Source organism: Pigmentiphaga litoralis, assembly GCF_048632615.1.
GTDB lineage: Bacteria > Pseudomonadota > Gammaproteobacteria > Burkholderiales > Burkholderiaceae_B > Pigmentiphaga > Pigmentiphaga litoralis_B.
On record NZ_CP184479.1, the window covers coordinates 4,887,867 to 4,900,636 of the forward strand.

Here is a 12,770-nt window from a genome sequence, read left to right on the forward strand (position 1 = left end):
GCGACATGGCTCAATCTTCTCTTCCGTGGCTCACGCTTGCGATCTTTACGCCGATCGTGTTCGGGCTGCTGGTCCTGGCCACTGGCCGTGAACACAATCCGAACGTCTCGCGCGTCCTGGCGCTGATCGGCTCGATCGCCGGGCTGATCGTCACGCTTCCGTTGATCGCGGGCTTCAACGCCGGCACGGCCGACATGCAGTTCGTCGAGAACACCGCGTGGGTCGCCCAGTTCGGCATCTACTATCACCTGGGCATCGACGGCATTTCGATGTGGCTGGTCCCGCTTACCGCTTTCATCACGGTCATCGTGGTGCTGGCAGGGTGGGAAGTCATCACCGACCGCGTGGCGCAGTACATGGGCGCCTTCCTGTTCCTGTCGGGACTGATGATCGGCGTGTTCGTTGCGCTGGACGGTCTGCTGTTCTACATCTTCTTCGAAGCCACGCTGATCCCGATGTTCATCATCGTGGGTGTGTGGGGCGGTCCGAACCGGGTGTATGCGGCCATCAAGTTCTTCCTGTACACGTTCATGGGCTCGTTGCTCATGCTGGTGGCCTTCGTCTATCTCTGGCATGCGTCGGGCGGTTCGTTCGACATCCAGACGTGGCAGAAGCTGCCCCTGGGCTACACCGAACAGATCCTGATCTTCATCGCCTTCCTGATGGCGTTCGCCGTCAAGGTGCCGATGTGGCCGGTGCACACCTGGCTGCCCGACGCCCACGTCGAAGCGCCTACCGGCGGTTCGGTGGTGCTGGCCGCGATCATGCTGAAGCTGGGCGCCTATGGCTTCCTGCGTCTGTCGCTGCCGATCGTGCCGGATGCGTCGCACAGCCTGTCGGGATTCATGATCGTCCTGTCGCTGATCGCCGTGATCTACATCGGCCTGGTCGCGCTGGTGCAGTCCGACATGAAGAAACTGGTGGCGTACTCGTCGGTTGCCCACATGGGCTTCGTGACCCTGGGCTTCTTCATGTTCAACACCGCCGGTACCGAAGGCGCGATCGTCCAGATGATCTCGCACGGTTTCGTGTCGGGCGCCATGTTCCTGTGTATCGGTGTCCTGTATGACCGCATGCACTCGCGCCAGATTGCCGACTACGGTGGTGTGGTCAACGTGATGCCGCGTTTCGCCGTGTTCTTCGTGCTGTTCTCGATGGCCAACAGCGGCCTGCCGGCCACCAGCGGTTTCGTGGGCGAGTTCTTCGTGATCATGGGCGCCGTGGAATACAACTTCTGGATCGGCCTGCTGGCCGCCACGGCACTGATCCTTGGCGCGTCGTACTCGCTGTGGATGGTCAAGCGGGTGATCTATGGCCCGATCGCCAATGATCACGTGCGGACGCTGACCGATCTGAACCGTCGTGAATTCGCGATCCTGGCGATCATGGCCATCGCCGTGCTGTACATGGGTATCTATCCGGCACCCTTCACCGATGTGATGCACGTCTCGGTCGATGCGCTGCTCAAGCATGTCGCTGTTTCAAAACTGTAAGTCGCGGGACGCTTAACGCAATGGACTTTGCCAATCTGAACCTGCCCCTCGTCATGCCGGAGATGCTTCTCCTGGTGCTGACGTCTGCGATTTTGCTGATCGACGCCTTCAGCAAGGACGAGGAGCGCAAACTCACGCACTACCTGTCGTTGACGACGCTTGCGGCGTTGACCTGGTTGAGCCTGTCGGAGCTGATCTCCGGCGTGCAGGGGACGGCGTTCGGTTCCCTGTATGTCGCCGACAGCATCGGGCACGTGCTCAAGGTGTTTTCGTACATCGCGGTGGGCGTGACCCTGATCTATGGCCGCGGCTATGCGCATCTGCGCGGCATGCTGCGCGGCGGCGAACTGTATGTGCTGTCGCTGCTGGCGCTGCTTGGCCAGATGATCATGATCTCGGCCGGCAACATGCTGACGATCTACCTGGGCCTGGAACTGATGTCGCTGTCGTTCTACGCGCTGGTTGCCTTGCGCCGCGAACACCAGGTATCGACCGAAGCCGCCATGAAGTACTTCGTGCTGGGTGCACTGGCCTCGGGCTTCCTGCTGTACGGCATGTCGATGATCTACGGATCGACCGGCACCCTGACGCTGGATGGCATTGCGCGCGCCGTGGCCGACCAGAACCAGGACCGCATGATCATGGTCTTCGGTCTGGTGTTCCTGGTCGCGGGTCTGGCGTTCAAGCTGGGCGTGGTCCCGTTCCATATGTGGGTGCCTGACGTGTACCAGGGCGCACCGACGCCGGTCACGTTGCTGCTGGGCGGTGGTCCCAAGTTGGCTGCATTCGTCATCATCCTGCGTCTGCTGGTCGAAGGCCTGGGCGACCTGTGGGCCAGCTGGCAGCCGATGCTGGCCATCATGGCCGTCGCCTCGCTGGCGATCGGAAACCTGGCCGCGATTGCGCAGACCAGCCTGAAGCGAATGCTGGCGTACTCGACCATCTCGCACATGGGCTTCGTGCTGCTGGGCTTGATGTCGGGCATCGTCGACGGTAACGCCGCGAACGCGAACAACGCCTACAGCTCGGCCATGTTCTATGTGGTCATCTATGTGCTGACCACGCTGGGTTCGTTCGGCATCATCATGCTGCTCTCGCGTGCCGGTTTCGAATGCGATGACATCAAGGATCTGGCTGGCCTGAACCGTCGCAATCCCTGGTACGCCCTGATCATGCTGCTGCTGATGTTCTCGCTGGCCGGCGTGCCGCCCACCGTGGGCTTCTACGCGAAGCTGTCGATCCTGCAGTCCCTCGTGGGCATCGGCCAGATCGGCCTGGCGATCACGGCCGTGGTGTTCTCGCTGATTGGCGGCTACTACTACCTGCGTGTCGTCAAGACCATGTACTTCGACGAACCGACCGACAACTCGCCTATCGTGGCATCGATAGGCTTCAAGTCGGTGCTGTCAGTCAACGGCGCCCTGATGCTGGTGCTGGGCGTGCTGCCCGCGCCGCTGATGGCACTGTGCGTCCAGGCGGTCTCCACGTCGCTGAAGTTTTGAGCGTGTGCAATTCTGAGCCTCAACGGGTTTGAGCTTCTGCGGGTTTGGGCTTCAGCGTTCTGAGCGTCCGCGGTTTGAGTTTCAGCGGTTTTGAACGTACGCGCTTCTGGACCTCCAAGGTTCTGACTTTCCGTAGTTCCGACGTGTTGGAGTTGTGAAGTCATGAGTCCAGGCTCCGGAATCCTTTTTCTGGAGCCTGACGCTTATCAAGGCCCGCCTGAACCGGTACTGCGTCCGTCCACTGCGACGCGTTACCCCTCAGGCTTCCCTGCAAGGTGGTGCTCGCTCTTGAAACAAACGCTCGCCATCTACGTTCTTGTGTTCCTTGCGCTGGTCGGCGCGAACCTTCCCTTCCTTACCGAACGCCTGTTCGCCGTGCTGCCATACCGCCGCGCGGGCGCGATCGTTGCTAAGCCATTCTGGCTGCGCTTTGTCGAACTGGTGGTGCTGTACCTGCTGGTCGGCTTGATCGGGCGCGGCTTCGAAGCCAGCCTGGGCAACGTCTTTCCGCAAGGATGGCAGTTCTACGCCATTACCTTCGTGCTGTTCCTGGTGCTGGCGTTTCCCGGCTTCGTACACCGGTACTTGATGAGAAAGAGGGTCGCATGACGGCAGACGAACTGCGCAAGGATCTGGACGCCGCGTCGGCGCGCATGAAAGAAGCGACGCTGACCAGCGAATCCGTGTTCAAGGGCAAGCTGCTGGACGTCTGGCGCGACACCGCCCAGCTGCCCAACGGCGCCACGGCCACGCGTGAACACTTCCACCACCCAGGTGCGGCGGCTATCGTGCCGGTCCTGCCCGATGGTCGCCTGGTGTTGGTCAAGCAGTACCGCTACCCCATGCACCGCGCGTTCGTGGAATTCCCGGCGGGCAAGATCGACAAGGGCGAAGCACCCCTGGCCACCGCGCAGCGGGAATTGCTGGAAGAGACCGGGTATCACGGTGGCGAGTGGACCGAGCTGACCACCATCCACAATGCCATTGCCTACTGCGATGAACGGATCATTCTGTTCATGGCCGAGGGAATCGAGGCGGGCGAGCAGAAACTGGACGAGAACGAGTTCGTCGAGGTGTTCACGGCCACGCTGGAAGAGCTGCTGTCATGGATTGCGGCGGGCCTGGTCACCGACGTAAAGACGATCATCTCGGCGTTCTTTGTCGAGAAGTTTCGTGAGGGCAGGGGAGATCAGGTGCCTGTCAAAGGAACGCCAGATTCATCAGGCGGCTAGGGCGCCGCGCTTGACCAATAACAAATGCCGCAGCGGCTCACGCCCCTGCGGCATTTTTTAGCCACGGTCGATGCGCAGTAGCCGGGACGCTGCCGCCCAGGCTATCCGCAGGGCGTTAGCGCCTGGGCCGTCTGATTACCCCCGCGCCGCCTTCTGCTCCAACCGGAAGCGATGCAGCAGCGGTTCCGTATAGCCGTTAGGCTGCGCCAATCCTTCAAACACCAGCGCACTCGCTGCCCTGAACGCCAGCGACGTCTCCTCATTGCCTGACATGGGTTCATACAGCGGATCGTTCGCGTTTTGCTGATCCACCACCTTGGCCATGCGCTTCATCACTTCCTTCACTTCCGCCTCGGTCGTGACGCCGTGGCGCAGCCAGTTGGCGATGTGCTGGCTGGAAATACGCAGCGTGGCGCGGTCTTCCATCAGGCCGATATTGTGGATGTCGGGCACCTTGGAGCAGCCAACGCCCTGGTCGATCCAGCGGACCACGTAGCCCAGGATGCCTTGGGCGTTGTTCTCCAGTTCCTGCTTGATGTCGGCGGCGGACCACTTGGACGGGTCGCCGATCGGCACGGTCAGCAGACCTTCCAGCAACTGGTCGTCCACGTCGGCCAGGCGGGTCTTCTCCAGTTCCTGCTGGACGGCCTGCACGTCGATCTGGTGGTAATGCAGCGCGTGCAGTGTGGCGGCGGTGGGCGAGGGGACCCAGGCGGTGTTGGCGCCGGCCTTGGGGTGCGCAATTTTCTGTTCGAGCATGGCAGCCATCAGGTCGGGCATGGCCCACATGCCTTTGCCGATCTGTGCGCGGCCGCGCAGGCCGGCGTCCAGGCCGATCAGGACGTTGCTGCGCTCGTAGGCAGCGATCCATGCGGATGCCTTCATGTCGCCCTTGCGCATCATGGGCCCCGCTTCCATGGCCGTATGCATCTCGTCGCCGGTGCGGTCCAGGAAACCGGTGTTGATGAAGGCGACGCGTTCGCTGGCGGCGGCGATGCAGGCCTTGAGGTTGACGCTGGTGCGGCGTTCCTCGTCCATAATGCCCATCTTCATGGTGTGACGCGGCAGGCCGAGCAGGTCTTCGATGCGGTCGAAGAGTTCATTTGCAAAGGCCACCTCGGCGGGGCCGTGCATCTTGGGCTTCACGACATAGAACGATCCGGCGCGCGAGTTCTGCTTGCGCTTCAGGTCGGGCAGCGAGGCGAGGGTAGCCACCACGCCGTCCATGATGCCTTCGGGGATCTCCAGGCCGTCCTTGTCCAGAATCGCCGGGTTGGTCATCAGGTGGCCGACGTGGCGCACGAACATGAGCGAGCGGCCATGCAGCGTCAGTTCCTTGCCATCGGCGCCGGTGTAGGTGCGATCGGCGTTCAGGCGGCGAGTGAAGCTTTTGCCGCCCTTGCTGACTTCTTCGGTCAGCGTGCCCAGGTTCAGGCCCAGCCAGTTGCGGTACACGTGCACCTTGTCTTCGGTGTCGACCGCGGCGATGGAGTCTTCGAAGTCCATGATGGTCGTCAGGGCGGCTTCCATCAGCACGTCCTTGACGCCGGCCTTGTCGGTGCTGCCGATGGAATCCGTCTTGTCGATCTGGATCTCGAAGTGCAGGCCGTTATGGCGCAGCAGCAGGGCGGTCGGGGCGGACGCATCGCCTTGGTACCCGCGGAATAGGGACGGGTCTTGCAGACCCGTGGTCTTGTCGCCCAGGCCGACTTGCAAAGCGCCGTTGCTGACCGTGTACGAGGTAGCGTTGGCGTGCGAGCCGCCCGCCAGCGGCGCAGCCTGGTCCAGGAAGGCGCGGGCACGTGCGATGACGGCCTGGCCGCGCTTGGGGTTGTAGCCGGCGCCACGTTCCGCGCCGTCGGTATCGGGCAGCGCGTCGGTGCCATACAGGGCGTCATACAGGCTGCCCCATCGGGCGTTGGCCGCGTTCAGGGCGTAACGCTGGTTCGAGACCGGCACCACCAGCTGCGGGCCGGCCTGTTCGGCGATTTCGGTATCGACGTTGCGGGTGCTGGCCTTGACGGTGGCCGGCCGGGCCTGCAGATAGCCGATGCTTTCCAGGAAGCTGCGATAGGCTGCCATGTCGGTGATGGGGCCCGGGTGCGCCTGATGCCAGGTATCGATGTCGGCTTGCAGACGGTCGCGTTCTTTGAGCAACGCGCGGTTCTTCGGCGCCAGGTCGTGGACCAGGCGGGAGAAGCCCTGCCAGAAGGTGTCGCTGTCCAGGCCGGAATCCTTGAGGGCTTCCTGTTCGATGAAACGATCCAGCAGCGAGGCTACCTGGAGGCCGTGGCGGGCGATGCGTTCAGTCATTGGGAGTTCTCCACACATTCTTGGGTAAGGAAGTCGGGCGTGTCCGGTGCAGCGCCCGGACGTTTTCGCTACCGATGATCATAAACGCCCGGAAGGTCCCGGCGGGCGTCCGATACCGTCTATTGCGGTCACTAGTCTTTTGCGTGGGAAGTGGGGACGGCCTTTCACGTTGGCGGCAGTTCGCGGTAGCCGTGTGCGTGACTTCACCTATGATCCCCTCCCTGACGAAGCGTATGATAATGAGTATCATTGTCGTTTACGGCTGTGTCGGACGACAGCCTGGCCGGGTGGGGAGCGAAAGAGCGATGATTCGAGCGGAGTGGGCGACAGGCCGTGGCGGTGCCGGGGGTGGAGGAAACGCGGGCGGCGACGTTGGGGAGTTGTATCGCGCGCACCGGACGTGGCTCACGTCTTGGTTCCATCGTCGCCTGTCGGATCGGCACGAGGCGGAAGACCTTGCGCACGACGCGTTCGTCCGGGTGGTTGCGCGGCGTGCAACGCTGGATCTGTCGCAGCCGCGGGCCTTGCTGTCGGCGATTGCCAAGGGCTTGCTGATCGACCATTTCCGGCGTCATGCGCTGGAGCAGGCCTATCTGGCCGAACTGGCGTGCGCCGACCCGTCGGTGGTGCCGTCTGCCGAAGCCATGGCTGACACTCTGCAGTCCTTGCGGGAGGTGGACCGGTGGCTTGCAAGGCTGTCGGCCAAGGCGCGCGCCGCGTTCCTGTTCAGCCGGATCGATGGGCTGACGCATGCGGAAATCGCCGGTGCGCTGAAGGTGTCGGTGTCGCGGGTGCGTCAGTATCTGGCTCAGGCGCTACGAACCCTGTATGACGCGTCGCTGGAGACGCAGCCATGAGCGAAGCCCACGCGCCCTCCGATGTGGTTGACCAGGCGATCGCGTGGCTGCTGCGGATCGAGGCCGACCCGTCCGCCCGGCAGCAGCGGGCCTGGACCGCATGGCTGGCGTCCGACGCGCGGCACGCGCAAGCCTGGGAGCGGCTGCGGGCGATCGATCGGCAGTGTGCAAGGCTGGACGCGGCGGCAGGCCGGGTGCTGCACCGGCAAGGCCGGGCAGGGCGCGTGGGTCGCGTCGTCAACGCCAGTACCGTGGCGGCGGGCCTGCTCGTGCTGGTCTGCGGTGGCGGCATGGCGCATCGGTGGGTTCCTGTTTCAGGCTGGATGGCCGCATACGCGACGGCCACGGGTGAAGCGCGCGTGGTGGTGCTGGCCGGCGGTACGCGGGTCCGCATGGATACCCGGACGGCATTTGACGTGCAAGAAGACGCGGTGTCGAGGACCATAGTGCTGCGTGCGGGCGCGATTGCGGTCGAGACCGCCCATGGCGACGCGAAGGCATTCTCGGTGCAGACCGATGAGACACGAGTACGGCCCTTGGGCACGTATTTCACGGTACGCAGCGAAGATGGCGCCACTGACGTGACGGTACTCCGGTCAGCGGTCGCGGTGGCCATCCTCGACAGCGAACGCGTCATTCAGGCCGGCGACCACATGCGCGTCGATGCTTTTGGCGCCGTCACCGCATCGGGCCGCGCCCCTGCGCAGTCCGACGCCTGGACGCACGGCATGCTGGTTGCCGACCGCATGCCGCTGGGCGAATTCGTGCGCAGGGTCGCGCGCTACCGCAGCAGTGCGGTCACGGTGGATCCCTCCATTGCCGCCCTGCCGGTCAGCGGCAGTTATGCGCTGGCCGATACGGACCTGGCCCTGGCGGCCATGGCGCAGGCCCTGAAGGTGCGGCTTGCGAAGCCTGTGCCGGGCTGGACCCATATCGGACCGGCAGAACGCGCCGGTCCCGCAACGCACGGCCTGTCAGGGGAACGCGCCGGGTCCCCCACGTCCTCTGGCAGGACCGAAAAATAAATGCATCTTCCTCTGTCACTTTTCGGTGGGTCGTTCGGTAAGACGGGTATCACTCTCTTATCGATGATTCATCATGACTGTTCTGCCTACTCCACGCGGCGTCTTGCGACCGCGTACGCTGGTCCTGGCCTTGCACATGACCCTGTCGCCGGCATGGCTGACGGCGCCGCTCGCGTTGGCGCAGGCCGACGCGCCCGCTTCGGAACGCGACTACGCCTTGCCGGGCGGTGCGCTGGCCGACACGCTCAATCAGATCGCCGCGCAGGCCGGGCTTACGCTGGCGCTGACGCCCGACCAGACGGAAGGCAAGCGCGCGTCGCCGGTACAAGGCCGCTACCTCGCTCCCGATGCCATGACGCAGGCTCTGCGCGGCACGGGGTTGGCGCTGGACCGCACGCGCCTGGGCACCTATGCGCTCAAACCGGCGCCCGCGCCGAGCCGTGCGCCGGCGCGTTCTGCTCCCGGTAACGTCATGGCCTTGCCCATCGTGCCCGTGATTGGCCAGCGCATCGATGCGGAGTCGGTAGGCAGGTCGTCATTGAACGCCGAGCAGATCGAGGTCGAACAGGCCGGCAATCTGGCGTCCTTGATCGACAACCTGCCAGGCGTGGACATGTCGGGGTCGCCGCGCCCGGGCGGCCAGGCCATCAACGTCTGGGGCTTCAACAAAGTGCAGGACGTGAAGGTCATCGTCGACGGCGCGCCCAAGGGCTTCGACAAATACCGGCAGGGCACCGTGTTCATCGAACCTGAACTGATCAAGCGCATCGACGTGAACAAGGGTCCGCACACGACCTTGTACGGCAATGGCGGCTTTGGCGGCGTGATTGCGATCGAGACCAAGGATGCGACCGACCTGCTGCGCGCGGGTGAGAACGTGGGCGGCTTCCTGAAGTACAGCCGTCACACGAACAATCACGAGAACATCCGGACCGCGTCGGTGTATGGGCGGACCCCCGGCAGCGCCGTCGACGTGCTGGCCTTCGTCACGGACCGGCATTCCGGAGACCTGCGCAAGCCGGATGGCGATCCCTTCCGGTTTTCGTCCAGCGACATGCTGTCGGGTCTGTTCAAGGTCAACGCCCGCATTGCGGCGGACCAGCACCTGACCCTGTCGGCGATGCGTGGCCGCAGCAATGGGTGGCACCCCTTTGCGGCGCTGGGTGAAGACGTGGCGGCGCCGACGGCCGCCGAGATCGCGCGATATGGCTACGACGAAGCCTGGCGCCGCAAGGTGCTGTTTCGGGATCAGGACGATGACACCTATTCGATCAAGTGGCGTTATGCGCCAGCCAGCAATCCGCTCGTGAATCTGACGGCGTCGTATGCCTATTCCAAGACGACCCAGCATGACGTCCGGACCGCATCGGCGTCCACCGGGTTCCTGGGCACGCTGGGCAGCGAAAGCTGGGTGGGATACCGTGATCAGCTTGCGGAAGTGCGCAACGAAAGCGCGTTCAAGTGGGGGCCGGTGGAGCATCTGCTGACATTGGGGGGCCAGTATCATAGAAACGATCGCGACACGTTGATGCACTACAAGGCAAGCGTTCGCGACGCAAGCTACAACTATGGGTATTTCCAGCCTTACTACATGCCCGAAGGGGGCAGCGGACCGCGTCTGCCTACGCGCAGGACGCGATGACCTTTCGCGACGTCACCGTGACCGTGGCGTCGCGTTTTGACCGGGTCGACACCGAAGGCCAGCCGAATGTCGCCCCGCGCTACAACAGCCCGCTACCGGTGGCCGGCCATGACTACCGCGGCGTGACCTACACCGGATGGTCGCCGCGTGTCGGAATGTTCTGGAAAGCCACGCCGCGGGTGGCGTTATTCAGCGACGTCAGCCGGACGTGGCGCGCGCCGCTGATCGACGAAAGTTATACGGTCCAAGGGTGCGCCACGGCTGCCGCGTGCAGCAGCGTGCCGGGCACCAGCCGCGGCCTGGAGCGCGAGCGCGTCAATGCACTCCGGGGCGGCGCGGTCTTCACCACCCAGGGCATCCTGGGCGCCGACGACAGCGCCGTCATCCGCCTGACCGCGTTTCATCACAATGTGACTGACGCGATCAATCTGCGACGCGGTATCCTCTATGACGGCTACGTGCGGGGCGGCGACAATGTGTCCCCGCCGGGCCTGTCGAACTACCGCAACCTGAGCGGCTACCGGACACGCGGCGTCGAACTTGAATCCTTCTACGACAGCCGCCGCTTCTTTGCCAGCCTGTCGGCATCGATGCAGCGCGGACATCGACGCGGCAGTCAGAACGATCCGTGGGGCCCCGACGAAGTGGTAGCGACACAGGCAGCCGATAAACTGATCGTGTCCGCCGGGGTCAAGATTCCCGAGACAAGGCTGGCAATCGGCTGGCGCGGCAAGTTCGTGGCAAGGCAGGATCGTGTGCTGCCGCTAGGCAACTATTATCGGCTGCCACCCAGCGCCGGATATGGCTTGCACAGCCTGTTCCTGACGTGGCGTGTCGACCAAGGGCCGCTGGACGGGCTGGAAGCACGGCTCACGATCGACAACGTGTTCAACCGCAATTACATGCCGTACCTTAGCGAAGCCGTGACAGGCGTTGGCCGCGATGCACGCCTCAGTGTCAGCAAACGATTTTGAATCTACCCATGCAGAGCCCTTCCATGTCGTCCCCCCACTACCGATGCATCCCGCGGCGCCGTTGCCGAAGCGACGCTGACCCTGTCGCAGCGGCTCAAGGCCGAAACCGCCAGGCTGCATGACATGCTCGATCAGTTGGTGATGTCCACCAAGCCTTTCGACAGCCGCGACAACTATGGACGCTTCGTGCTGACCCAGTATCTGTTCCAGCGGGACATCGAGTCGCTGTATGACGATGCGCGCCTGCAGGCGATGATTCCGGATCTGCCGTCCCGCCCGCGTCTGGCCGCGGCTGCGCTGGACTTGCAGGACCTGGGTGTCGTGGTGCCTGACGCCGCCGATGCGCCGGCCGCGGCCCGGCTGGCCCTGGAAGAGGGGCTGGGCTGGCTGTATGTGTCGGAAGGGTCCAAGTTGGGTGCGGCGTTCCTGTTCAAGGAAGCGGCGGCGCGCCTGGGGTTGAGCGAGACCGTCGGGGCGCGCAACCTGGCCGCGCCGGAAGGGGGGCGGGGGGCTGCGTGGAAACGCTTCGTGCTGGTCCTTGATCACAACGACCTGTCGGCCGATGACGAAGACCGCGTCGTGGAAGGCGCGCGTCAGGCCTTCCACCGGTTTGCCGAACTGCTGCGGCGCAGTTTCGGTCTTGCGGCGTAGGGGGAGGCGATGCGGTGGATGCCTGCTTCGGCCGCTTGCCCGGGACGTCGCCGCGTGATGCGGATGGCGTCCGTTCTGCCTGCTGTGGTTCCCGGCGCCACATTACTGTCACGCTTCGTGGCGGCGGTGGGGGCTACCGGCCTGCTACCTGTGTCTGCTGCGCAGGCTGCCACGACCGCGACGCCGTCATCTTCGGCAAATGTCACCGTTAGCTCCGCGCGTCCCCGCCTGGTGTCCGTTGGCGCGGGTACCACGGAGATCGTCTACGCCCTGGGCGCCCAGGCGCAACTGGTGGGCGTCGATACGAGCAGTCTGTACCCGGCCGTGGCGCAGGCCTTGCCCAAGGTGGGCTACCAGCGGACCTTGACTGCGGAAGGCGTCATGTCCCTGGCGCCTCAAGTGCTGCTGGCCAGTCAGGACGCCGGGCCGCCGGCCGTGCTGGCCCAGGTCGCCGCGGCCGGCGTAACCGTGGTCCGCGTGGATGGCGCGTATTCGTTCGAAGGGCTGCTGCAACGGATAGGACAGGTGGCCAGCGCCACCGGCCGGCTCGATGAAGGGGAGAAACTGTCGCGCGCGCTGGCCGCGCGTTGGGCCGATGTGATGGCGCAGGTGGACGGCAGGCCGCCCCGCACCGAGTCGGGCAAGATCGCGTCCGTGGCCTTCCTGATGCGGCATGGTCCAACGGTCGTAGCCGCGGGCAGGGGCACGGGCGCGGATGCCATCTTGCGTCTGGCGGGTGCGCGCAATGCGTTCAACGAGGCGTTCGAAGGCTATAAACCACTGTCGGCCGAAGCGCTTGCGCAGACCGCACCCGACGTCATCATCGGCACCTACGACGGCACGCTCAAACCGGGCGACACGGACGCCTTGAAGGCGTTGCCGGGCGTCGCGATGACGCCGGCGGGGCGCAGCGGCGCGGTTCGCAGCTTCGACATCGTCTTGCTGCTGGGCTTTGGCCCGCGGCTGCCCGAGGCGGTCGAGACGCTGCATCAGGGTCTGCTGCAAGCGGTGGGTGGACCGGGGCAAGGTGCGGTCCAATCGATGACGCAGCCTGCCGCGTCTGCCGCCAGTCCTCGCTGAT

The 12,770-nt window shown here is 64.4% G+C and carries 11 protein-coding genes; 10 read left to right on the forward strand and 1 reads right to left on the reverse strand.

What is annotated here, in order from left to right; genetic code table 11:
- Positions 1-5: 5 nt before the first annotated feature.
- The 4 genes from ACNANG_RS22620 (at position 6) to ACNANG_RS22635 (ending at position 4,227) form a co-directional block, all read left to right on the forward strand.
- Positions 6-1,493 carry an NADH-quinone oxidoreductase subunit M gene (locus ACNANG_RS22620; protein ID WP_420224894.1) on the forward strand — a complete coding sequence of 496 codons (1,488 nt, stop codon included), beginning with the start codon at positions 6-8 and terminating at the stop codon, positions 1,491-1,493.
- A gap of 20 nt (positions 1,494-1,513) precedes the next feature.
- Complete coding sequence (gene nuoN, locus ACNANG_RS22625; RefSeq protein ID WP_420224895.1) at positions 1,514-2,995, forward strand: NADH-quinone oxidoreductase subunit NuoN; 1,482 nt, start codon at positions 1,514-1,516, stop codon at positions 2,993-2,995.
- Between the two features lie 288 nt (positions 2,996-3,283).
- On the forward strand, positions 3,284-3,604 hold the full coding sequence (locus tag ACNANG_RS22630; RefSeq protein ID WP_420224896.1) for a DUF2818 family protein: 321 nt from the start codon (positions 3,284-3,286) through the stop codon (positions 3,602-3,604).
- The gene (locus tag ACNANG_RS22635) at positions 3,601-4,227 is read left to right on the forward strand and encodes an NUDIX domain-containing protein (RefSeq protein ID WP_420224897.1); all 627 of its coding nucleotides are present in this window, start codon (positions 3,601-3,603) and stop codon (positions 4,225-4,227) included. Before ACNANG_RS22630 ends, ACNANG_RS22635 begins: the two co-directional genes overlap by 4 nt.
- Before the next feature lie 135 nt (positions 4,228-4,362).
- Here ACNANG_RS22635 and ACNANG_RS22640 read toward each other — a convergent pair whose 3' ends face one another.
- Positions 4,363-6,540 (reverse strand): malate synthase G, encoded by a 2,178-nt coding sequence (locus ACNANG_RS22640; protein ID WP_420224898.1) that lies wholly within the window; start codon positions 6,538-6,540, stop codon positions 4,363-4,365.
- Between the two features lie 305 nt (positions 6,541-6,845).
- On the opposite strand from ACNANG_RS22640, the gene ACNANG_RS22645 reads away from it, so the two are divergent.
- From ACNANG_RS22645 to ACNANG_RS22670, 6 genes are all read left to right on the forward strand, one after another.
- Complete coding sequence (locus ACNANG_RS22645; RefSeq protein ID WP_420224899.1) at positions 6,846-7,397, forward strand: sigma-70 family RNA polymerase sigma factor; 552 nt, start codon at positions 6,846-6,848, stop codon at positions 7,395-7,397.
- Positions 7,394-8,422 (forward strand): FecR domain-containing protein, encoded by a 1,029-nt coding sequence (locus tag ACNANG_RS22650; RefSeq protein ID WP_420224900.1) that lies wholly within the window; start codon positions 7,394-7,396, stop codon positions 8,420-8,422. Before ACNANG_RS22645 ends, ACNANG_RS22650 begins: the two co-directional genes overlap by 4 nt.
- Before the next feature lie 73 nt (positions 8,423-8,495).
- Entirely contained in the window at positions 8,496-10,064 is a 1,569-nt protein-coding gene (locus ACNANG_RS22655) for a TonB-dependent receptor plug domain-containing protein (RefSeq protein ID WP_420224901.1), read from the forward strand.
- Positions 10,061-11,038, forward strand: a complete 978-nt coding sequence (locus tag ACNANG_RS22660; RefSeq protein ID WP_420224902.1) for a TonB-dependent receptor domain-containing protein — start codon at positions 10,061-10,063, stop codon at positions 11,036-11,038. The genes ACNANG_RS22655 and ACNANG_RS22660 overlap by 4 nt, the downstream gene beginning before the upstream one ends.
- A 123-nt stretch (positions 11,039-11,161) precedes the next feature.
- Positions 11,162-11,689: a biliverdin-producing heme oxygenase gene (locus ACNANG_RS22665; RefSeq protein ID WP_420224903.1), complete on the forward strand. Its 528-nt coding sequence runs from the start codon at positions 11,162-11,164 to the stop codon at positions 11,687-11,689.
- A 231-nt stretch (positions 11,690-11,920) separates the two neighbouring features.
- A complete protein-coding gene (locus tag ACNANG_RS22670) occupies positions 11,921-12,769 on the forward strand; it encodes a heme/hemin ABC transporter substrate-binding protein (RefSeq protein ID WP_420224904.1) in 849 nt (282 codons plus the stop codon).
- Position 12,770: the final 1 nt, after the last annotated feature.

Excerpts from the sequence above, each read along its gene's own strand:
- ACNANG_RS22620 (WP_420224894.1), top strand. The coding sequence starts at position 6 with ATGGCTCAATCTTCTCTTCCGTGGCTCACGCTTGCGATCTTTACGCCG.
- nuoN (WP_420224895.1), top strand. The coding sequence starts at position 1,514 with ATGGACTTTGCCAATCTGAACCTGCCCCTCGTCATGCCGGAGATGCTT.
- ACNANG_RS22635 (WP_420224897.1), top strand. The coding sequence starts at position 3,601 with ATGACGGCAGACGAACTGCGCAAGGATCTGGACGCCGCGTCGGCGCGC.
- ACNANG_RS22640 (WP_420224898.1), bottom strand. The coding sequence starts at position 6,540 with ATGACTGAACGCATCGCCCGCCACGGCCTCCAGGTAGCCTCGCTGCTG.
- ACNANG_RS22645 (WP_420224899.1), top strand. The coding sequence starts at position 6,846 with ATGATTCGAGCGGAGTGGGCGACAGGCCGTGGCGGTGCCGGGGGTGGA.
- ACNANG_RS22650 (WP_420224900.1), top strand. The coding sequence starts at position 7,394 with ATGAGCGAAGCCCACGCGCCCTCCGATGTGGTTGACCAGGCGATCGCG.
- ACNANG_RS22655 (WP_420224901.1), top strand. The coding sequence starts at position 8,496 with ATGACTGTTCTGCCTACTCCACGCGGCGTCTTGCGACCGCGTACGCTG.
- ACNANG_RS22660 (WP_420224902.1), top strand. The coding sequence starts at position 10,061 with ATGACCTTTCGCGACGTCACCGTGACCGTGGCGTCGCGTTTTGACCGG.
- ACNANG_RS22665 (WP_420224903.1), top strand. The coding sequence starts at position 11,162 with ATGCTCGATCAGTTGGTGATGTCCACCAAGCCTTTCGACAGCCGCGAC.